The 21,750-nt window shown below is 65.8% G+C and carries 15 protein-coding genes and 1 pseudogene; 7 read left to right on the top strand and 9 right to left on the bottom strand.

The annotated features are described in order from the left end of the window. Position 1: 1 nt before the first annotated feature. The 9 genes and pseudogenes from ACMGGG_RS22340 to tssA all read right to left on the bottom strand — a co-directional run bounded on the left by ACMGGG_RS22340 (position 2) and on the right by tssA (position 11,878). The gene (locus ACMGGG_RS22340) at positions 2–1,939 is read right to left on the bottom strand and encodes a type VI secretion system Vgr family protein (protein ID WP_063541563.1); all 1,938 of its coding nucleotides are present in this window, start codon (positions 1,937–1,939) and stop codon (positions 2–4) included. Between the two features lie 23 nt (positions 1,940–1,962). After that, a complete protein-coding gene (tssH, locus tag ACMGGG_RS22335; RefSeq protein WP_063541561.1) occupies positions 1,963–4,635 on the bottom strand; it encodes a type VI secretion system ATPase TssH in 2,673 nt (890 codons plus the stop codon). Beyond that, positions 4,628–5,677 (bottom strand): type VI secretion system baseplate subunit TssG, encoded by a 1,050-nt coding sequence (gene tssG / locus ACMGGG_RS22330; RefSeq protein WP_065863923.1) that lies wholly within the window; start codon positions 5,675–5,677, stop codon positions 4,628–4,630. The genes tssH and tssG overlap by 8 nt, the downstream gene beginning before the upstream one ends. Beyond that, on the bottom strand, positions 5,641–7,503 hold the full coding sequence (gene tssF / locus ACMGGG_RS22325) for a type VI secretion system baseplate subunit TssF (protein WP_414154446.1): 1,863 nt from the start codon (positions 7,501–7,503) through the stop codon (positions 5,641–5,643). Before tssF ends, tssG begins: the two co-directional genes overlap by 37 nt. Continuing rightward, the gene (gene tssE / locus ACMGGG_RS22320; RefSeq protein ID WP_063541559.1) at positions 7,500–8,015 is read right to left on the bottom strand and encodes a type VI secretion system baseplate subunit TssE; all 516 of its coding nucleotides are present in this window, start codon (positions 8,013–8,015) and stop codon (positions 7,500–7,502) included. The genes tssF and tssE overlap by 4 nt, the downstream gene beginning before the upstream one ends. Positions 8,016–8,106: 91 nt before the next feature. Beyond that, complete coding sequence (locus ACMGGG_RS22315; RefSeq protein WP_054891227.1) at positions 8,107–8,595, bottom strand: Hcp family type VI secretion system effector; 489 nt, start codon at positions 8,593–8,595, stop codon at positions 8,107–8,109. 167 nt (positions 8,596–8,762) lie between these two features. Continuing rightward, positions 8,763–10,257: pseudogene (tssC, locus tag ACMGGG_RS22310) on the bottom strand (type VI secretion system contractile sheath large subunit). A gap of 10 nt (positions 10,258–10,267) precedes the next feature. Beyond that, positions 10,268–10,783 carry a type VI secretion system contractile sheath small subunit gene (tssB, locus tag ACMGGG_RS22305; RefSeq protein WP_054891229.1) on the bottom strand — a complete coding sequence of 172 codons (516 nt, stop codon included), beginning with the start codon at positions 10,781–10,783 and terminating at the stop codon, positions 10,268–10,270. Between the two features lie 57 nt (positions 10,784–10,840). Beyond that, on the bottom strand, positions 10,841–11,878 hold the full coding sequence (tssA, locus tag ACMGGG_RS22300) for a type VI secretion system protein TssA (RefSeq protein WP_054891230.1): 1,038 nt from the start codon (positions 11,876–11,878) through the stop codon (positions 10,841–10,843). Positions 11,879–12,274: 396 nt separating this feature from the next. Here tssA and tagH point away from each other — a divergent pair, with 396 nt between their 5' ends. From tagH to ACMGGG_RS22265, 7 genes are read left to right on the top strand one after another with little or no spacing between them, the layout of a single operon-like run. Next, positions 12,275–13,660, top strand: a complete 1,386-nt coding sequence (gene tagH, locus ACMGGG_RS22295) for a type VI secretion system-associated FHA domain protein TagH (RefSeq protein ID WP_414154445.1) — start codon at positions 12,275–12,277, stop codon at positions 13,658–13,660. Positions 13,661–13,708: 48 nt separating this feature from the next. After that, positions 13,709–14,206, top strand: a complete 498-nt coding sequence (gene tssJ, locus ACMGGG_RS22290; RefSeq protein ID WP_054891232.1) for a type VI secretion system lipoprotein TssJ — start codon at positions 13,709–13,711, stop codon at positions 14,204–14,206. A 15-nt stretch (positions 14,207–14,221) separates the two neighbouring features. After that, a complete protein-coding gene (gene tssK / locus ACMGGG_RS22285) occupies positions 14,222–15,556 on the top strand; it encodes a type VI secretion system baseplate subunit TssK (protein ID WP_054891233.1) in 1,335 nt (444 codons plus the stop codon). A 6-nt stretch (positions 15,557–15,562) separates the two neighbouring features. After that, entirely contained in the window at positions 15,563–16,870 is a 1,308-nt protein-coding gene (locus ACMGGG_RS22280) for a DotU family type VI secretion system protein (RefSeq protein ID WP_063541553.1), read from the top strand. Next, positions 16,867–20,373 carry a type VI secretion system membrane subunit TssM gene (tssM, locus tag ACMGGG_RS22275; protein ID WP_200602775.1) on the top strand — a complete coding sequence of 1,169 codons (3,507 nt, stop codon included), beginning with the start codon at positions 16,867–16,869 and terminating at the stop codon, positions 20,371–20,373. Before ACMGGG_RS22280 ends, tssM begins: the two co-directional genes overlap by 4 nt. Then, complete coding sequence (gene tagF, locus ACMGGG_RS22270) at positions 20,370–21,032, top strand: type VI secretion system-associated protein TagF (protein WP_112899385.1); 663 nt, start codon at positions 20,370–20,372, stop codon at positions 21,030–21,032. Before tssM ends, tagF begins: the two co-directional genes overlap by 4 nt. Beyond that, on the top strand, positions 21,029–21,748 hold the full coding sequence (locus tag ACMGGG_RS22265; RefSeq protein ID WP_414154444.1) for a PP2C family protein-serine/threonine phosphatase: 720 nt from the start codon (positions 21,029–21,031) through the stop codon (positions 21,746–21,748). Before tagF ends, ACMGGG_RS22265 begins: the two co-directional genes overlap by 4 nt. Positions 21,749–21,750 lie beyond the last annotated feature (2 nt).

Raw genomic sequence — 21,750 nt, 5'->3', positions numbered from 1 at the left:
GTTACTTGCCTGTATTCGGGAAAAGCGCTTTCACCGCGTCATCGATGGTCTTCTTCACCCCTTGTTTGTCCGGCGCAGTCTGTGCGCCGCTTCCGACGTTCAGGTCGAGGGTGCCGTCCGTGTTGATTTCCCCATCCTTGCTGGCGTGAAAGCTGAACTGCTCGCAACTGATGTTGATCTGGCCGCTGGCGTTGAGCTCGATCACGCTCTTGCCGCAGACCAGGCGCAGGTTCTCGCCGACTTCGATCAGGTAGCTGGTGCTGACGCTGTCGGTCTTGCTCGCCCCGACCATCAGCATGTCGTCACGGCGCACCGCCCGGATGCGGTCTTGGCCGATGGTGATGGTTTCCAGCATGCCGACGGTCTGCACTCGACTGGCGCCCACCGACAACGTCTCATTCTGCTCCACCACCGTGTCCATGTTGCGCTCGGCATGCACATACAACTGCTCCTGCCCGCGCTTGTCTTCCATACGGATCTCGTTGAAGTTGGCCGGGCTGCCGCCTTTGCTCGAGCGGCTCTTCATGCCGCTCTGGGTGGCGTTGCCGGGCAGATCGTAGGGCACGGCCTGCTCGGCGTTGTACACCCGGCCAGTGATGATCGGCCGGTCGGGGTCGCCTTCGAGGAAGCTGACGATCACTTCCTGGCCGATCCGCGGGATCTGCATCGAGCCCCAGTTCTTCCCGGCCCAGGCCTGGGATACGCGGATCCAGCACGAGCTGTTCTCGTTGGACTGGTCGTGGCGGTCCCAGTGGAAGTGCACCTTCACCCGACCGTACTGGTCGGTCCAGATCTCCTCGCCGGCCGGGCCAACCACCACGGCAGTCTGCGGGCCCTTGACCAGCGGGCGCAGGGTGCTCGATACCGGCCGGTAGCTCTGCTGGGCGTCGATGCAGCTCAGGTTGCTCTCGAACTGCGCCGAGCCGCTGCCGCCGCCGGTTTCCAGGCGCTCCTGCACCACGTAGTAGCGGGCGGCGACGATCAGGTACTCGCGGTTCTGATCCTGGCGGGAGAAGCCGCTGAGGCTGAACAGGTGACCACTGCCAAGACCACGGGCGTTGCCGCGCAGCTCCACGCGTTCATGCAGGCTCTGCAGCGACTCGAGACGGGTGCGCGCATAGTGCTCGCCATCCTGGGTCTGCTCATAGGCGCCGGGGTAGTCGTACAGCGGGTAGTCGCCGGCCTGGTGCGGGCGTGGCATGGCCGAGCGCACATCGATGCGCGCGCTGGGCCGCTGGAAGTCGTAGTCGTTGAGTTCCATCGAGCCGGACTGCACCTCTTGCGCGAGGTGCCAGTCGTTGATGTGGTCGCGCTCGCGGTGCTGGCCATCGGGCGGATAGAACGGCACCGACTCGTAGCCCGGCGCCTTCTGGTGTGCGCCATAGGCGTCGGCCAGCACCAGGACGTGACGCGCCTCCTCATGGCGGAAGAAGTAGTAGATGCCTTCTTCTTCCATCAGCCGGCTGACGAAGTCGAAGCTGGTCTCGCGGTATTGCACGCAGTACTCGCGCTCGCGATAGCTGCGGCTCAGGGCATCCTCGAAGTCCGAAAAGCCCAGGTCGCGGAATACCTGCTTGATGATCTGCGGTGCACTCAGGTGCTGGAAGATCCGGCAATCGCTGGTGCGCGTCAGCAGCCACAGCCAAGGCCGCAGGGTGACGCGGTAGCTGGCGAACTGCCCGCGATCGACCGACTGGCTGCAGCGCGCGACGATGCCGTGGAAGTGACGCGAAGCCATGCCGCTCAATTGCAGCGACAGGCTCATGGGTTTGCCCAGCAGCTGGTTGAGGTCGATGGCCGGATCGTCGCTGGTCAGCTGCAGCTCATAGTCGAACAGGCGGCCGAGTTCCTCGCTGCCGCCCATCTCGCTGAGGATCAGCACGTTCGGCCCCAGGGGGCTGTTGATCTGCGCCAGGCGCGTCAGTTGCGTGAACAGCATGGATGTTCCTGTATGCGCGAGACTCAGGCCGCGCTGAAGTCATAGTGCAGTTCGTTGTCGCGCGCGCCGATGCTGACGCTGGCCAGCGGCTTGCCTTCGAGCAGACGGGTGAGGAACTCGCGGCTCATGTCCGGCAGCAGGCCGTTGGTCAGGATCGCATCGATCATCCGCCCGCCGCTCTCGGTCTCGGTGCAGCGCGAGACGATCAGGTCCACCACCGCGTCGTCGTAGGCGAAGCCGACCTTGTGCGTAGCCTCCACGCGCTTGCGGATGCGCTCCAGTTGCAGGCGGGTGATGGCCTTGAGCATGGCGTCGCTGAGCGGGTAGTAGGGGATGGTCACCAGGCGACCGAGCAGCGCGGGCGGGAAGATTTCCAGCAGCGGCTTGCGCAGCAAGGTGGCGACCGCATCCGGTTCGGGCAAGGTCTGCGGGTCCTTGCAGATGTCGGCGATCAGCTCGGTGCCGGCATTGGTGGTGAGCAGGATCAGGGTGTTGCGAAAATCGATCTGGCGCCCCTCGCCATCTTCCATCACGCCCTTGTCGAACACCTGGAAGAAGATCTCGTGTACGTCAGGGTGGGCCTTTTCCACCTCGTCGAGCAGCACCACGCTGTAGGGGCGACGGCGCACGGCCTCGGTCAGCACGCCACCTTCGCCGTAGCCGACATAGCCGGGCGGTGCGCCCTTGAGGGTGGAGACGGTGTGCGCTTCTTGGAACTCGCTCATGTTGATGGTGATCAGGTTCTGCTCGCCGCCATACATGGCCTCGGCCAGCGCCAGGGCGGTCTCGGTCTTGCCCACACCCGAGGTGCCGGCAAGCATGAACACGCCAATGGGTTTGTTGGGGTTGTCGAGGCCGGCGCGGGAGGTCTGGATACGCTTGGCGATCATCTTCAGGGCGTGGTCCTGGCCGATGATGCGCTTGCCCAAGTGACTGTCGAGGTTGAGCACCGTCTCGATCTCGTTGCGTGCCATGCGCCCCACCGGAATGCCGGTCCAGTCGGCAACCACAGAGGCCACGGCCTGGTAGTCGACGGTCGGGAGGATCAGCGGGCTTTCGCCTTGCAGGGCGCTCAGGCGCTGCTGCAAGTCGACGAGTCGCTCGCGCAGCTCATGGCTGCCTTGGGCATCGACCTCCTGATCGACCACCCCGACCTGCTCACGCAACTGGGCGCGGGTGGCCAGCAGTTCGTCGACCAGGGTCTTTTCTTCGGCCCAGCGGCCTTCCAGCTCGAGCAGGCGCTGACGCTCTTCGGTCAACAGCGTGTCGGCCTGTGTCTGGCGTTGCTCGGTGGCGACGCCAATGGCGGCTTCGCGGGCGATGATCTGCAGCTCGACTTCCAGCGCCTCGATACGCCGACGGCTGTCATCGACCTCTGCCGGCACTGCATGCAGGCTGATGGCCACGCGTGCGCAGGCGGTATCGAGCAAGCTCACCGACTTGTCCGGTAGTTGGCGTGCAGGGATGTAGCGGTGCGACAGCTTGACCGCGGCTTCCAGCGCTTCGTCGAGGATCTGCACCTGATGGTGCTTCTCCATGGTCGAGGCCACGCCGCGCATCATCAGCAGCGCCTTTGGCTCGCTCGGCTCATCGACCTGCACCACCTGGAAGCGGCGGGTCAGTGCCGGGTCCTTCTCGATGTGTTTCTTGTACTCGGCCCAGGTGGTCGCGGCCACGGTGCGCAGGCTGCCGCGGGCCAGTGCCGGCTTGAGCAGGTTGGCGGCATCGCCGGTCCCGGCAGCGCCACCGGCACCGACCAGGGTGTGGGCTTCGTCGATGAACAGGATGATGGGCTTGGGCGAGGCCTGGACGTCCTCGATGACCTGGCGCAGACGCTGCTCGAACTCACCCTTCATGCTGGCGCCGGCTTGCAGCAGGCCGACATCCAGGCTGCGCAACTCGACGTCCTTGAGCGCAGGCGGTACGTCGCCGGCAACGATGCGCAAGGCGAAGCCCTCGACGACAGCGGTTTTGCCGACGCCCGCTTCGCCGGTGAGGATCGGGTTGTTCTGGCGGCGACGCATGAGGATGTCGACCAGTTGGCGGATCTCTTCGTCGCGGCCCACGATCGGGTCGAGCTTGCCACTGCGCGCCTGTTCGGTCAGGTCGACGGTGAAGCGCTTGAGTGCTTCCTGCTTGCCCATCGCCGCGGGGGCCACGGCGCCGCTGGCTTCGCCCGGCGCTGCCGCGGTGAAGCCGTCGCTGGCGGCCAGATTGTTCTCGGGGGAGTCGCCGACGTACTCGTCGAAACGTTCACTCAGGGCCTCGACCTTGAGCTTGGCGAACTCGCTCGACAGACCCAGCAGGGCATTGCGCAGGCTCGGGGTCTTGAGGATGCCGACCAGCAGGTAGCCGGTGCGCACCTGGCTCTCGCCAAACATCAGGCTGCCGTAGACCCAACCGCGTTCCACTGCCTCTTCGACCTGCGAGGACAGGTCGGTGATCGAGGTGGAGCCCCGCGGCAGGCGGTCGAGGGCGTCGGTCAGGTCGCGGGCCAGGCGCGCCGGCTCGACGTTGAACTGGCGCACGATACGGTGCAGGTCGCTGTCCTGCAATTGCAGCAACTGGTGCAACCAGTGCACCAGCTCCACGTAGGGGTTGCCGCGCAGCTTGCAGAACACCGTGGCGGCTTCGATGGCCTTGTAGGCGACGCTGTTGAGTTTGCCGAACAGCGCGGCGCGGCTGATTTCACCCATGTTCCTGACTCCTTGTGCAAGACGGTTGGACCGGCTGCGCGGCGTAGTAGCGAGCGAGCTTGAGGTCGTTGGCATCGTGTTGTGGACGGCCGAGCCAGGTGTCGAAACCCAGGCGCCTGCCGGCATCGAGTTCCAGCGCGGGCACGTGCTCGCGCGCGAGAATGAGGTTCAGGTCCCAGTCCAGTTCGTGGCCCTGGTACTCGGCGACCCAGGCCGCCAGTTCGATGAACGCCTGCCCGCCCGGCAGCAGCGCGTGGTATTGCTCCAGCGTCAGCGGGCCGAGGCACAGGCGGAACTTGTGCTGGCGATCCCAGACGTAGCGGCCCAGGCACAGGTCCATGCCCAGGCGGTTGGCGTGCACGCCGAGGCGGCTGCGCTCGGGCAGTTCCAGCCATTGGCCGACGTACTCCTCGATGCGCACTGGCACGCCGAAATAGCTCGCCAGGATGCTGGCCAGCCCGTCGGGATAGCGCGTCTGTGCGGCGAGGTGGCCGGAGTAGTGCAGCTTGGCGGTATGCGGCAGCGGACCCTGGTCTTGCAGCTCGGGCTGGCCGCGCCCGCTCAGGGCCGCCAGACGCGCGGCCCAGTAGTCATCGCCGGGGCGGTCGTGGCTGACGGTTGGCCGCGCTTCGGCCCAGGCACGGTAGAACAGGCTCAGCAGGCGGTGATGGAAGATGTCGAGGAAGCGCTTGCTGGTGTGGTCGGCGTGGTTGCGCTGGCGTTCGCGCATGTACTCGGTCAGATGCAACGGCAGCGGTCCGTTGGGGCCGCCGAGGCCGAAGAAGAACTGTTCCAGGCGCGCCGGCCCTTCGCCGTCTTGCGTTACCGAGGCCAGGGTGGCCGGGGCGAAGCTGCAATCCAGGCGCTGGCCCAGGCGCACCGGCTCATCGGCCAGGCGCTGGGCGTGACCGAAGCGAGGCAGCTCGGGGTGCTCGGCCTCGAGGCGACGCAGCGCCTGGAAGAAGTCGAACTCCCAGGGTTCGGCCTGCATGGCCTCGAGTATGTTCACAGGGTCGGCCTGCGTCCGGGCTTGGCTTTCCATCGCATGATCTCGCCGCGCTCGCTGGTGCGCAGCACGGTTTCGGTGAAGCTGTTGATGGACACGTAGCGGGTCAGGAAGCGTTCGAACACCGCGCCGAGCAGGAATACGCCGGTGCCGCGGAAGGCGTTCTCGTCGAATTCCAGGGTAATTTCCAGGCCACGGCCAAAAACGATCGGGCCGGGCATCGGCAGGCGTCGGGTGCAGGGCTTGCTGCTGACCTCGCGCAGGCCGTCGATCTGCAGGTGCAGTGCACTGTCCTGGCTGTCGCCGTACAGGCGCAGCAGCTCGCGCAGGGCGGCAGCCCCCTGGCCTTGCTCGGCCAGCGACAGGTAGTTCAGCGACAGTTGGCTGATCAGGCGCCAGGCGCGGTTGTCATGGGCATGGCTGGCTTTGGGTCGGCTGGGCCCGGCCAGGCAGCGCACTGCAGACACGGGTGCGCTGTCGGCGAGGCTGAAGTCGCTGCGCCCATCGCCGACGCTCATGAACAGCGGCAGGTCGCGGTTGCTGCACAGCGCGCTGATGCCCAGCTGGCGCAGGTCGTGGCGGTGTGGCGCCTGTTGGCCATCGACCAGGCTGATGAAGGTTTCGCTGCCCATGTAGCTTGAGCGCGTGCCGTTGCGCCGCTGTTCGCTCGACAGCACACGCTGCTCGCGGCGTACGATGTAGTAGGCCTGATCGCGGCCATAGCGCGCGGAGTCACGCACGGCGTAGAAGGGCAGGAACTCCTGGTCTGCACCGGTGCCGTGGCCGGTGACGCGCTGCAGCGAGTGGATCTCGAAGTCGGTGGGGCGGGTACGGTCGGCGATCACATGGTGTTCGTTGACCTTATCGGTCAGGTGGATGCGGTCGACGCGGCGGGGGAACAGGTTGATCGCCGGGGTACAGAAGGGCACCAGGCGCTCGGCGCCGACGCTGCTTTCCAGCGCCGAGTCGAAACGCTCGAACAGCACCAGCAGCTCCAGCTCCTGGCCGTTGCAGCGCTTGACTGCCCGTTCCAGGCCCGCGAAATCGACGAACAGAAAACGTTGTGGCAGGGCAAAGTATTCCTGCAGCAGTCGGTAGCCCTGGAACGCCTGCGGCACCACCGGCAATGCCGCTTCGCTGTCATCGAAACCGCAGGGGCGCAGGGCGTGCTCCAGCGGGATGCGCTCGACCCAATCAGCGCCGGGCTGGCGGGCGAACACTGCACAGGCGCTGCCCAGCAGTTGTTCGTAGAGACGGTAGGGCGTTTCGTCGGCGCCGTTGAGGTACAGCGGCAGGTGCGTCAGCGGCAGGCTCGAGAACGGGATCTCGGCACCGCTGCGCAGTGTCAGCCGCAATGCGGCGCGGGCCTTGGGTTCGCTGGCGGCGAGGCGGCCGAGCACGGTGCCAGGGTTGCCGAAATATTCGGCGCGGGCCACCTGCAGCGGCCACAGGGTGACGTCCTGGGTGCTGCGAAACTCGCACGGGGTCTGCGAGTCGCGGCCAAGGTTGGCGCGCAATACGCTGCCGCGTGGCAGCGGGAAACCGGCGCTGAGCGAACCTTCGTCAGGATCGGTCTGCAGCTGCACCACGGTCATCGAGGGCGTCGGCGCCAGGTAGTGCGGGTAGGCGATTTCCAGCAGGTTGTGGGTGAAGGTCGGGTACTCGGCGTCGAGCTTGAGCTGCACGCGCGCGGTGAGATAGGCGAAACCTTCGAGCAGGCGCTCGACGTACGGGTCGGCACAGTCGATGCCGGACAAGGTCAGGCGCCCAGCGATCTTCGGGTACTCGCGGGAGAACTCCGCCGCGCTTTCGCGGATGTGCCGCAGTTCCTGGTTGTACAGGTCGAGCAGGCGCGGGTTCATGCGCGTCTCCTGCGTTCGGCGGGGGCTACGTGCACTTGTCCGGACTCCAGGTCCAGGTCGGTCTGCAGCAGTAGTGGCAGCGCCGCAGGCTGGGCCCAGAGATCACCTTCGATCTCGAAGCTCAGGGCGTTGGCGTTCATCTCGCCGGGGGCGACCATGGCGCGCACCTTGAGGGTGTGGGCCAGGATGCGCGGTTCGTAGGTGGAAATGGCCTGGTGGATGATGCGCTCCAGGGCCAGCAGGTCGATGTTCGAGGCGCAGTTGCCGGCCAGGGCGGGCAGGCCGTAGTTGACCACCGAGTTGCCTGCGGGAGTGTTCAAGGTGCTGGTGCTGTCGAGCAGCGACGTGGTGTTGAGCAGCCAGGCCAGGTCGCGCAGTACCGATGCCTTGAGCTGCTGCAGCGACAGCACGCGCTTGTCCGGGGCTTCCTGCGGGTTGCCGGGATCATCGTCGGTCAGACGATCCAGCAGCGAGGGTTGCAGGCGGTCACGGGCGGCGATGTCGGCTACCACGGTCGGGTTCCTTCAAGGGTTCGGGGTCGTGGCGACTGCTTCGCGGGCAAGCCGCAGCTGCGACTTGCCCGCGAAACAGTCGCCAGCGCTATCAGATCTTGACGTTCTGACGCACGTTCCAGCCGTACTTGATGGCGCCGCCATCCTTGGTACCGTCGGCTTTCTGTGGCTGGTAGTCCACGGTGACCTTGGCGAAGTTCAGGGTGACGTTTTCGGTCAGGCGGTCATCGCTGCCCGAGCCGCCGGTGCTCAGCGAGCTGATGATCACTTCTTCGAGGTTGATGATCAGGTACTCAACCTGGCTCTCGCCACCGGCCTTGCGCACGGTCAGCTTGACCTTGTCGATGTGCTTGCCGCTGGAGCAGTGGGCCATCAGGTTGGGGCTGGACTTGTCGACGTACTTGGTGATCGACAGGTCCTGGATGTTGACCTTGCCGGCACCGCCGCCTCCGCCCATGTGCATGTTGCCGGACTGGGACATGCCCCAGCTCCAGTTCAGCACGTCGATTTCTTCCTTGTGGGTCTTGTCTGCGGACTCGCCCTTGATGTCGCCGATCTTGATGAAAATATCTACAGCCATGATGTCCTCGGTATTTCGCGTCGGTTGGCAGTTCTATCGGGGCTGCTGCGCGCCCCATCGCGGGGTGAGCCCGCTCCTGCAGGGATCGCACCGCTCTGAGGGGCGGCGCGGTCCTTGTAGGAGCGGGCTTGCCCCGCGATGGGGCGCGCAGCAGCCCCGGTTCAGGCTCAGGCGCCTTTGGCCGAAGGCAGCTTCGAGACCAGACGCAATGACACGGTCAGCCCTTCGAGCTGGTAGTGCGGGCGCAGGTAGAAGCGCGAGTTGTAGTAGCCAGGGTTGCCCTCGACTTCTTCCACCACCACTTCAGCCGCCGCCAACGGGTGCTGTGCCTTGGTGGTTTCGCTGGAGTGCGCCGGGTCGCCATCGACGTAGTTCAGGATCCAGTCCTGCAGCCAGCGCTGCATCTCGTCCTTTTCCTTGAACGAGCCGATCTTGTCGCGAACGATGCACTTCAGGTAATGGGCGAAGCGGCAGGTGGCGAACAGGTACGGCAGGCGGGCAGCCAGGTTGGCGTTGGCGGTGGCGTCCGGGTCGTCGTACTCGGCCGGCTTCTGCAAGGACTGCGCGCCGATGAAGGCAGCGAAGTCGGTGTTCTTCTTGTGCAGCAGTGGCATGAAGCCGTTCTTCGCCAGCTCCGCCTCGCGGCGGTCGGAAATGGCGATTTCGGTCGGGCACTTCATGTCCACGCCACCGTCGTCGGTGGGGAAGGTGTGCGCCTGGCAGATCCTGCACTTCACCGCCCGATTCGACGCCGCGGATGCGCGAGCACCAGCCGTAGTGCTTGAACGAGCGGTTGATGTTGACCGCCATGGCGTAGGCAGCGTTGGCCCAGGTGTACTTGCTGCTGTCGGCGCCGTCGGTATCTTCCTCGAAGGCGAAGGCCTCGACCGGGTCGGTCTTGGCGCCATAGGGCAGGCGGGCCAGGAAGCGTGGCATGGTCAGGCCGATGTAGCGCGAGTCTTCCGATTCGCGCAGCGAACGCCAGCCGGCGTACTCCGGAGTGGTGAAGATCTTGGTCAGGTCACGCGGGTTGGACAGCTCCTGCCACGAGCCCATGCCCATCACCGTTGGCGATGCAGCGGCAATGAACGGCGCATGCATCGACGCACAGACCTTGGACATCTCGCCCAGCAACTCGACATCGGGCGGCGACTGATCGAAGTAGTAGTCGCCCACCAGGCAGCCATAGGGCTCGCCGCCGAACTGACCGTATTCCTCTTCGTAGAGCTTCTTGAACACCGGGCTCTGGTCCCAGGCGGTGCCCTTGAATTTCTTCAGGGTCTTGTGCAGGTCGGTCTTGGAGATGTTGAGCACGCGGATCTTCAGCTGCTCGTCGCTCTCGGTGTTGTTGACCAGGTAGTGCAGGCCGCGCCAGGCGCTTTCCAGCTGCTGGAAGTCATCGTGGTGGATGATCTGGTTGACCTGTGCGGTGAGCTTGGCGTCGATGGCGGCGATGATCTGTTCGATCGAACCGATGGCATCGTTGGAGACCAGGTTGGTCTGCGCCAGGGCCTGTTCGGCCAGGGTGCGCACGGCGCTTTCGACGGCTTCCTTGGCGCGCTCGGTCTTGGGTTTGAATTCCTGCAGCAGCAGGTTGGCGAATTCGCTGGCCTGCTCGGTGGTGGCCGGCTGGGCCTGGGTATCGCGCAACGGATCGGTCATAGCGGGCTCCTCAGGCGCTCGGCTCGTTATCGGAAGGTTTCGGGGCGCTGGCCAGGGCCTGCAGCAGGGCAGGGTCCTTGATGGCCTTGAGGATGATGTCCTCGGCACCGGTCTTGCCGTCCATGTAGGTCAGCAGGTTGGCCAGTTGGGTGCGCGCCTCGAGCAGCTGGTTCAGGGCATCGACCTTGCGCGCCACGGCGGCCGGGCTGAAGTCGTCCATGCTCTCGAAGGTGATGTCCAGGCTCAGGTTGCCTTCGCCGGTCAGCTCGTTGGGGACGTTGAATGCCACCCGTGGCTTCATGGCCTTGAGGCGGGAGTCGAAATTGTCGACATCGACTTCCAGGAACTTGCGGTCGGCCACGGCGGGCAGTGGTTCGGCCGGCTTGCCGGCGAGGTCGGAGAGCACGCCCATGACGAAGGGCAGCTGTACCTTCTTCTCGGCACCATACAGTTCGACGTCGTACTCGATCTGCACTCGCGGCGCGCGGTTGCGCGCGATGAATTTCTGGGAGCTGTCTTTGGCCACGTGGTTCCTCCTGGTCGCCGCTGGGGGCGCTGTCGTTCGTTGCGGCTGTCGGTGGTATCAGTCGTCCTGGGGCCCGCGCAGGTTCTCGAACTGCGAAAGGCCCTCGGGAATCAGGTCGCGCACGATGGTCGCGAAATCGGCGTTGACCAGGTTCTTGGCCCGGCGCAACAGCACCGGCAACGGGCTGGAAGGCTCGTGGCGGGCGTAGTACTGGAGCAGGCGCTCGAGGCTTTGCTGAACGTCGTCGCGGTTGTTGATCTCGCCGGGGCGTGCAGCGGCACGAGCGGCTGGCACTGCGGCGGCGGACGTCGAATGGTCGTTCTGGAAATCTTCCTGCGGCGCTTCGCTGTTCTCGGCGGCTGGCGGCGAGCCGCCGGGGGCGTAGTCGGCCAGTACCTGCTGTGCCAGGCGCAGCGGTTGCTTGAGTGCCGACAGGTCGACGCCGCTGGCCGAACCGACCTGGTCGCTGACCCGGCGCTCGATCGCTTCGCAGGCCTCGCGAGCCAGGCTCAGGGCTTGGCGAGTCTGTTCGAGCTCATCGGGGTCGGCATCACGCAGCGCAGCGGCCAGCGCTTCGACGCTCAGGTCTTCGCTGGCGAAGTGCTGCAGGCCGGCGGCGTGCAGGGCCGCGCGCAAGGTGACCGGGCCGAAGGCGCGCGAGCGTGCCAGCACGGCTTCGCGCAGCAGGGCGATGTTGGCGTCGCAGGTCAGGCCGGACAGGGCGTTGACACGCACTGTCGGGTCGTTGTCGTCGGAGGCGTCGAGTTGCGGATGCAGGTGCAGCCAGTATTCGCCGAGCAGGTCGCGGATCAGTTCCAGGCTGGCGGCCAGGCCGACGAAGCCTTGCAATGCGAGTTTGGACTGCACCAGGAAGTGGGTGATGCGCAGGTCCTTGCTGCGTTGCAGAAGGTCGGTGCAGGTCTGCTCGATGGTGCGCCACTGCGGCGGTTCGGCAGGTTGTACCGCATCGCCCATGACCCGCTCCGGACGCCCTTGGGCATCGCGTTCGAGTTGCAGGAAGTCCGCGTCGTATTCGAGATCTTCACCGCATGGGAAGTCATCGGAAATAGCGGCGAGCAGCAGCGGCGAGTTCACCAGGAATCGATCTCCATATCGGCCCGTGGCGGGGCTTTAGTTGCGCGAAGTTGCAAATGTGAACTGGCGCACAAAAACTTGTAGAGGAACGGGCGGTTGATGTCAGTGTGATATCAGTGGCAGGCTCCAAAGTTGCGCATTTATGGTTTATTTCCAAAATGCTGTCAAGGTAAGCTACCCGCCCCCGAGTGGAGGTGTGACCGAGTTTGCAGCTTTGAAGGCCCATCTGTCGGATGCCATTAATGTGCCTTGCTGCTGTGGTTAAATTCGCCGATATGTCGCGATAAAGCGGCTATATGAGCTGTCTAACTCGTTGTTTTTGAAGGATTTATTGGCGGTTTTCGCTATCCACTCATTTGAATGGAATCACGATACACATTATATGCAGGAGGCGTGATGGCACTTTGCCTTACTATCACTAGTTATCACAAGATTACTCCGGGCCAGCGTGCGGAGATGCTTGTGGAGACTGGTGCCGTCACCATCGGGCGAAGTCCGGACAATGATTGGGTATTGCCGGATCCTGAGCGATTGGTATCGTCGAATCATTGTGTCATCCAGTTTCGAGATGGCCGTTATTACCTGACCGATAGCAGCACCAATGGCGTGGAGTTGGTACACGCTGGCGTGCGTTTGCGCCGCGGAAACAGCGAGCCCTTGATGGATGGCGAAGTTATCCGGATTGGCGAGTACGAGATCCAGGCGCGCATCGATTCGGGATTCTCGCTGGAGGAGAGTCGCCAGCCTGGCGCACAGAGCTTCGAGGCGCTGATGGCCGGGCAGGCGACGCCCTCCGAGCTCCCCCTTGCACCCGCCCCGGCTGCTTTCCTGCAGGGGGCGTCGAGCCACGACACGCTGCCCGACATCTTCGATTTCCTTGGACCCGCCAACGTGCCGGCGGCGAGCCAACCTGACCATGTGCCGGCCCAGCAGCACGACTTTCGTCCGCCCGCGCCGGTAACGCCCGTCGTGTCGCCTGCCGCACCCACCCCGGGGGTGATTCCGGCGGACTGGAACCTGTTCGACGAGGCCCCGGCCTCCAGCCCCCTGCCTGCGCAAGAGCCGATCGCGCCTGTTGCCCCAGTGCCTCCACCGCCTGCACCTGTCGCTGCACCGGCACCGGCACCGGCACCGGCACCGGCACCGGCACTCGCACCCGCACCCGTCCCGCCCCCCACCCAGGCCACGCCCGACCAGGCGCTGCTGCAGGCGTTCCTGCGCGGTGCGGGCATCGAGCACCTGCGCATTGACGCTGGCGATGCCGCAGCGCAGATGGAGGCGGTGGGCCGCAGCTACCGCCTGATGGTCGAGGGCCTGATCGACGTGCTGCGCGCGCGCAGCAGCCTCAAGGGCGAGTTCCGCATGCAGCAGACCACCATCGCGCCGGTGCAGAACAACCCGCTGAAGTTCGCCCCCAACGCCGATGAGGCGCTGTTGCTGCTACTGCGCCAGGGCAACCAGGCGTTCATGCCCGCCGACCAGGCGGTACGCGACAGTTTCGATGACCTGCGCGCCCACCAGTTGGCGGTCATGGCCGGCGTCGAGGCGGCGATCAAGCACGTGCTGACGCGTTTCGAGCCCGCCCGGCTGGAGGCTCGCCTGGCGCCGGCCACAGGCCTGTCGAAGGTATTCGGCGGCTCGCGCCAGGCCCATTGCTGGCAGCAGTTCACCGAACTGTACGGGCAGATATCAGCTGAAGCCCAGGACGATTTCCAGGACTTGTTCGGCCGCGAGTTCAGCCGTGCCTACGAGGCCCACAACGCCAGACTGCAACGCTCTTGAGGCTGATTCTCAAGGCAGGAAGAACACCAATACGTCATGAGGACGAGGATGAGTGCAACAAGACTGATGGCAGCCCTGGCCTTCGTGCTGCTCAGTGCCTGCAGCAAGGATGCGTCGGTGGTGCCGAGCTCCGACGCTGAGCCGGCAGAGCCAGGCGTCACCCTGTACTTCAGCGCCGCCGCCGGGCTCAACCCCGGTGCCGATGGCACGCCGGCACCTGTGCGGGTGCGCATCTTCGAGCTGAAGAACGCCGCCGCCTTCGAGCGCGCCGATTACTTTGCCCTGGCCGAACGGGCGCAGGCCACGCTGGGCGCCGACCTGATCGACCAGGACGAAGTACTGCTGCAGCCAGGTCGTCAACTGCAGCTGGATCGCCCACTGAACCCGGCGACGCGCCAGGTCGGCCTGGTGGTCGGCTACCGCGAGATCGACCGTGCGCAGTGGCGCAGCGTGCTGGCCGTACCGCCTCGCGATTACCAGATCAGCCTCGATGTGCGCGCCGTGCGCAGCGCCGTGGCCACCCCACAACCTGTGCCTGCCCGCTAGGCAAACGGAGAACCCATGTCCTGGAACAATCGTGTGGTCTGGTCGGAAGGCATGTTCATCACGACCCAGCACTTCCAGCAGCACGACCGCTATCTGGAAAACTTCATCGATGCCCGCAGCCGCCCTCTGTCGAGCGCGGCCTGGGGCTTTTCCGAGCTGCTGGTCGACCAGGGCCTGCTGGCCCAGGGCAAGCTGGCGATCCTCAGTGCCCGTGGCCTGTTGCCGGACGGCACACCCTTCGATATCCCTCGTGATGACCTGCCACCGGCGCCTCTGGAAATTCCCGACGACCTGCGCGACGGGGTGATTCACCTGGGCCTGCCGCTCAAGCGTGCCGGTGCCCGCGACACCGTCGACGAAGGCGAGGCGCTGGACGGCGCGCGCTATGTGGCGCGGGTCAGCGAAGTGCGCGACGACAATGCGCCGTTCGAGAATCGCGCACCCCTGGCCCTGGGAGGCCGCGCGCTGCGCTTGCTGCGTGAGGAAGATGGCCTGGGCGATTTTGCCGCGCTGGGTGTGGTGCGCATCCGGGAAAAGCGTGCCGACCGGGCCTTGGTGCTGGACGACAGCTACATCCCGCCGCTGCTGGATGTGGCGGCCAGCAACCCGCTGTCGAATTTTCGGAGCGAGCTGCTGGGGCTGCTGCACCAGCGTGGCGAGGCACTGGCCGGGCGGGTGGTGGCCTCGGCCAATGGCGGCGCCTCGGAAATTGCCGACTTCATGCTGCTGCAACTGGTCAACCGCGCACAGCCGTTGATCGAGCACCTCGGCCAGCTCAGCCCGCTGCACCCCGAGCGGCTGTACAGCGAACTGGTGGCGCTGGCAGGCGAGTTCGCCACCTTCACCCGCGAGGGGCGTCGCCCCGAGAGCTTCCCGGTGTACCAGCACGATGACCTTGCGGCGACCTTCCAGCCGCTGATGGCATCGCTGCGTGAAGCGCTGTCGATGCTGATCGACAGCAAGGCGGTGGCTATTCCGATCGTCGAGAAAGCCTACGGCGTGCACGTGGCCATGCTCGCCGATCGCAGCCTGCTGGACAGCGCCAGTTTCATCCTCGTGGTGCGCGCCGATGTGCCGGGCGAGACCTTGCGCAGCCGCTTCGGCCAGCAGAGCAAGATCGGTTCGGTGGAGCACATCCGCGACCTGGTCAATCTGCAGTTGCCTGGCATCGGCCTGCTGCCGTTGCCGGTGGCGCCGCGGCAGATTCCGTTCCATGCAGGTTCCACCTATTTCGAACTCGACCGCGGCAGCGAGCACTGGAAGCAGTTGCAACATTCGGGAGGCTTCGCCTTCTACGTCGCTGGCGAGTTCCCTGGCCTGAACCTGGCCTTCTGGGCCATTCGAGGATAAGCCGCGATGCAGCACGACGATCCGCAGGCCAACGACCGCACCCAGTTCATGCCTCGCCCGGGCGGACGAGGCCCGCAGCCGACGGCGGCACCCCAGGCCGCACCACCGCCGCTGAGCGTACCGGCCGAGCCGCTGGCGCCGGGCCAGGGCAAGGGCCTCAATCCGCTGGAGCAGGCGGCCGGTCCGCTGCTGGCAATGCTTACACGACTGCGCAATACCATCGCCCATCCAGCCCCGGCGAGCCTGCGCGCGCAGCTGCTCGCCTACCTGCGCCAGTTCGAGGAGCGCGCCGAGGCTGGCGGTGTACCGCGCAACGAAGTGCTGCTGGCGCGCTATGCCCTGTGCACCGCCCTCGATGAAGCCGTGCTCAGCACCCCCTGGGGCAGCAGCAGCGACTGGGGCAAGCAGAGCCTCTTGATCACCGTGCACAACGAAGCCTGGGGTGGTGAAAAAGTCTTCCAGTTGCTCGAGCATTGCCTGCAGAGCCCGCGCGAGCGTCTGAACCTGCTGGAGTTGCTGTACCTGTGCATCAGCCTCGGTTTCGAGGGCCGCTACCGGGTGATGAACGGGGGGCGTGCGCAGCTCGAGGCGCTGCGTGAGCGTACCGCTGCGACCCTGCGCAGTGCGCGCGGGGAGATCGAGCGCGAATTATCCCCGCACTGGCGCGGCGTCTCGGTCAGCCGCGATCGTCTGACCCAGTTCGTGCCGCCCTGGGTAGGGCTCGCGGTGGCCCTGGCCTTGCTGCTGCTGTTGCTGTTCGGTCTGCGCCTGAAGCTGGCCTCCGATGCAGAACCCGTATTTCGCGGCATCCATGCCCTGGGTGAGATCCCGGTACAGGCCATGGACCGCCCGGTGGTGCAGCCCAAGCCGGTCGAGCGCCCGCGCCTGGCAGGTTTCCTTGCCGATGACATCAAGGCCGGTCGGGTCTCGGTGGAAGATGCGGTCGACCGCTCTGTTGTGACCATTCGTGGCGACGAGCTGTTCGCGTCTGCCAGCGCCAGTATCAAAGGCGATTTCGAGCCGCTGATGCTGCGTATCGCCGAGGCGGTTTCCAAGGTGAAGGGCAACGTGCGCGTCACTGGCCACAGCGATAACCAGCGCATCGCCACGATCCGCTTCCCCTCCAACTGGGCGCTGTCCCAGGCTCGTGCCGAAGAGGTCAAGGCAATGCTTGCCGCGCGCACCGGGCAGCCGCAGCGCTTCAGCGCGCAAGGCCTGAGCGACACCGAGCCGCTGGCCTCCAACGACACCGCACAGGGCCGGGCGAAGAATCGGCGGGTCGAAATCACCGTACTGGCGGAGGGCGTCGAGTGAAGGCGTTTTTCAGTTTTGTCATTCGCTGGGTGATCCCGGTGCTGGGGCTGATCGCCCTCAGCCTGATCATCTGGTTCGTCGGGCCACTGCTGGACGTGCTGGCGCCGCCCGCGCCGCGCTGGATTCTGATCGTCCTGCTGTTCGCGGTGTGGATTGCCTACCGTACCTGGCGCATCGTCCAGGCGCGTCGCCAGGCCGCCAAGGTGATGGAGAGCCTGGCCGCCGAAACCGCGCCGGATCCTGCGAGCCTGGCCACCGCCGAAGAGCTGGCGACCCTGCGCCAACGCATGGACGAGGCCCTGGTGCTGCTGAAGAAAGCGCGCCTGGGTGGTGACGAGCGCCGCAACCTCTACGAGCTGCCGTGGTACGTGATCATTGGCCCGCCGGGCTCCGGCAAGACCACCGCGCTGGTCAACTCGGGGCTGCATTTCCCGCTGGCGGCACAATTGGGCGAGGGCGCCATCCGTGGTGTCGGTGGCACGCGCAACTGCGACTGGTGGTTCACCGACCAGGCGGTGCTGCTCGACACCGCTGGGCGCTACACCACCCAGGACAGCCATGCGCAGGTGGACAAGGCCGCCTGGCTGGGCTTTCTCGACCTGCTCAAGACCCAGCGCTCGCGTCGCCCTATCGACGGGGCGTTCATCGCGATCAGCCTGTCCGATCTGCTGCTGGGCAGCGACGCTGAACGCGCCGCCCATGCCGCGGCGATCCGCACCCGAATCCAGGAGTTGTACAGCCAGCTCGGTGTGCGTTTCCCGATCTACCTGATGCTCACCAAGCTCGACCTGGTGCCGGGCTTCATGGAGTACTTCGACAACCTGAGCAAGGACGAGCGCGCCCAGGTGTGGGGCATGACCTTCGCGCTGGATGACGGGCAGCAGGGCGACGGCCCACTGGCCGGCTTCGACCAGGAGTTCGGCCTGCTCGAACAACGCCTCAATCAGCGTCTGGTCGAGCGCCTGCAGCAGGAGCGCGACCCGGCGCGGCGCGACCTGATCTATGGCTTCGTCCAGCAGTTCGCGGCACTGCGCGGCAATCTCAAGACCTTCCTCGACGGCGTATTCAAACCCAACGCCTTCGAGGCGCGGGCGCTGCTGCGCGGTGTGTACTTCACCAGCGGCACCCAGGAAGGCAGCCCCATCGATCGCCTGATCGGCAGCATGGCGCAGAGCATGGGCCTGGACCGCGCGCACCTGGCGCGCCAGACCGGCACCGGACGCAGCTACTTCATCGAGAAGCTGTTCAGCGCCGTGGCCTTCGCCGAGCGTGGGCTGGTGGGCAGCAACCCCAAGGTCGAGCAGCGCCGCAAGTGGATCACCCGAGGTGCCCTGGCGCTGAGCGTGGCTCTGGTGCTGGTGGTCGGCACCCTGTGGACCCTGAGCTACCGCGCCAACCAGCAGTACATCGCCGAAGTCGACAGCCGCCTCAAACCACTGGGCAAAAGCGTGCAGGAACTGAGCCCGGCGCAGCGCGAGGTGATCGAAGTGCTGCCGCTGCTCAACGCCGTGCGCCGTCTGGCAGACGATCCGCCGGCCTGGGCCGAGGGGCTCGGGTTGTACCAGGGCGACATGCTGGAGACCGAATCCACCAGCGTCTATCGCAAGCTGTTGATCGCGATCTTCGCCCCGCGGCTGGTCACCCGCATCGAGGAGCAACTGTACGCCGGCGGTCCCTCCGACTATCTGTACGAGGGCCTGAAGGCCTATCTGATGCTGGCGGACGGCGAGCATTACGACGCTGACTTCCTCAAGGCCTGGATCAGTCTCGACTGGGAGCGCCATTTGCCGCGCGATCTGGCTCCCGAGCAGCGCCAGGCACTTGAACAGCACCTGGCGGCGCTGTTCGACAAGCGCCCGCCGAATGCGCGCCTCGACCAACGCCTGATCGACGACACCCGCCGCCAGTTGCAGCAGTTGCCGGTGGCGCAACGTGTGTATGACCGGGTCAAGCGACAGAAGCTGCCGGCCGGCGTCAGTGATTTTCGCATCAGCGACGCCGCTGGACGCGATGCCGCGCTGGTATTCCAGCGCAAGAGTGGCAAGCCGCTGACCGAGCCGCTGCCGGGGATCTTCACTGTCGAGGGTTATCGCAAGGCGTTTCTCGCTGCCAGCGTCGCCCACAGCGAAACCCTCGCCGAAGAGCGCTGGGTGCTTGGTCGCGAGCTGAGCGAGGCCAGCGATGCCAAGCGCCTGGCCGACGATGTGCGCCAGCTCTACTACCAGGACTACATCCGCCACTGGGACGCGCTGTTGGCCGACCTGGACTTCGTCCCGATCACCAGTGTCGGGCAGGCCGCCGACGTGCTGCGGGTATTGTCCGGCCCTACCTCGCCGATGAAGAAACTGTTGCAGGCGGTGGCCAAGGAAACCGACCTGCAGCAGCCCACCACCCTCGACAAGGCCCAGGCCAAGGTCGAACAGGCCGGTGTCGATCAACTGCGCCAGCGCCTGGGTGGTCTGCTCGGCGACACGCCGATCCCGGGCACTGAGCAAGGTGCGCGTGAGGTGGACCCTGTGACCGCACACTTCGCCGAACTGGCCGAGCTGGTCGAAGGTGGCGAAGGCCAGCCAAGCTCGATCGACGGTCTGCTCGCCGATCTCAACGCCCTGTACGTACAGGTCAGTGCGATGGTCGGCGCCAGTGGCGAAGCCCTGCTGGGCGAGGCCAAGAACCAGGCTCAGGCTGCCTCGCAGAGGGTTTCGCTTGGCGCCGCGCGGCAGCCGAAAGTGGTGCAGAACCTGGTCGGCTCGGTGGTTGGCTCGACCAACGCCATCGTCATGGGTGGCGTACGCAACCAGCTCAATGCCGCCTGGACCAGCGAGGTGGTCAACGTCTACCGCCAGTCCCTCAGCGGTCGCTACCCGCTGACGGCCGGCAGCCCGCGTGATGCGACCCTGGAAGACTTCGGCCAGTTCTTCGGTGTTGGCGGGGTGATGGACAACTACTTCCGCAAATACCTGCAGCCTTACGTCAACACCTCCACGTCTCCGTGGAGCTGGCAGCCAGGGGCGGCGCAGAAGCTGGGGATCAATGCCGGTGTGCTCAACACCTTCCAGCGCGCAGCGACCATCCGCGATGCCTTCTTCCGTAACAGCAGCGGCCTGACGCCAGGCGTGCGTTTCGAGCTCAAACCGGTGGCGATGGATGCGTCGATCACCCAGTTCATGCTCGACCTCGATGGCCAACAGGTCAGCTATGACCACGGCCCGAGCCGTCCGGTGTCGTTGCAGTGGCCGAACCCGAACAGCATCGGCGTGGTGCGCCTGTCGATCTCGCCTCCTTCGGCCAGTGGCCGCTCGGGGCTCACGCTGGAAGGCCCGTGGGCGTGGTTCCGCCTGCTCGACCAGTCCGACCTGATCGCCGGCACCTCGCCCGAGCGCTTCAGCCTGCGCCTGCGGGTCGACGGTGCCAGCGTGTCCTATGAGCTGCGTGCCAGCAGCGCCTTCAACCCGTTCCGCAGCCGAGTGGTCAGCGGTTTCAGCCTGCCGGAGCGCCTGTGAACGACGTCGGTTTCTACGGAAAGATGGCCTGCCGCGGCGACTTCGTTAGCCGCGACCTGCCACAGAGTTTCATCCAGCCCTGGGACCAGTGGCTGGCCGCAGGTATCCAGGCCAGCCAGCGACAACTGGGCGAGCAGTGGCTGCAGGCGTACCTGGTCAGCCCGCTGTGGCGCTTTGCCCTGGCCGCGGGCGTGTGCGGGCCGCAGGCGATGATCGGGGTGGTGATGCCGAGCATCGATCGCGTCGGGCGGTATTTTCCGCTGACCGTGGCGCAGGCGCTGGAGCCGCAGGTTTCGGTGGCGGTTGCGGTGGTGGGGGCGGATGAGTGGTTCGAGCAGGTCGAAGCGGCTTTGCTCGGCACGCTGGAGGAAGGTGCGCAGCTCGAGGCATTCGAGGATGCGGTGCGGCCCTATCGCGGCACCACCCCGCTGCCACAGGGGATAGCGAGCGCGCCTGCGGTGGGTGGGTTGCAACGTCTGGCCGCGACCACGCCTGAAGGGCGGGAGCGAGCACTGGCCGAGTGCGCCTGCGAAGGCATGAGCCTGTGGTGGGGCAGGGGCTCGGAGCGGATTGCGCCGGGCCTGATGCGCTATCCGGGCCTGCCGCGCAGTGAGGATTTCGCCGGGTTTCTTCTGGGTAGCGAGGCGGCACGCGCATGACCGACCTGCAGTACACCGCGGCCAGCTACAGCCATGTCGGCATGGTACGCAAGATCAACGAGGACGCTTGCCTGGACCTGACCTGGGCGGGCCTGTGGGCGGTGGCCGACGGCATGGGTGGCCATGCGGCGGGCGACTATGTCAGCAGCCTGGCAGTGGACAGCCTGCGCCGCCTGCCGAAGCTCGACTCGCTGGCGGGGTTCGCCGACGAAGTGCGTGACGGCCTGGCGTGGGTCAACCTCACGGTCCGCGAGGAAACCGCGCGCCGTGGCGTGGCGATGATGGGCAGTACCGTGGTGGTGCTGGCCGCACGCGGCGACCAGGCCATCGGCCTGTGGGCCGGTGACAGCCGTCTGTACCGCCTGCGCGGCGGGCGCATCGAGCGCCTGTCCCACGATCACAGCTACGTCCAGGAACTGCAGGACAGCGGCCTGCTCAGCGAAGCCGAGGCGCGGGTGCATCCGCGCGGCAACATCGTGACCCGTGCCATCGGCGTCGAGGACCATCTGGAACTGCAGGCCGTGGCCTTGCAGGTGCGCCCTGGCGACACCTACCTGCTGTGCAGCGATGGCCTGACCAAGACCGCCGAAGACCTCGAGATCGGCGAGGTGCTCAACCATGCCGACCCCTATCAAATAGTACGCAGCCTGGTCCACCTGGGCCTGACCCGAGGCGCGCCCGACAACATCACCGCCGTGGTGGTGAAGGCCAATTGAAG

Source organism: Pseudomonas sp. BNK-44-b (assembly GCF_047456245.1).
Classification (GTDB): Bacteria; Pseudomonadota; Gammaproteobacteria; order Pseudomonadales; family Pseudomonadaceae; genus Aquipseudomonas; species Aquipseudomonas machongensis.
Note: the sequence above shows the minus strand (reverse complement) of the source record. Positions and strands in the feature narration are given on the sequence as shown.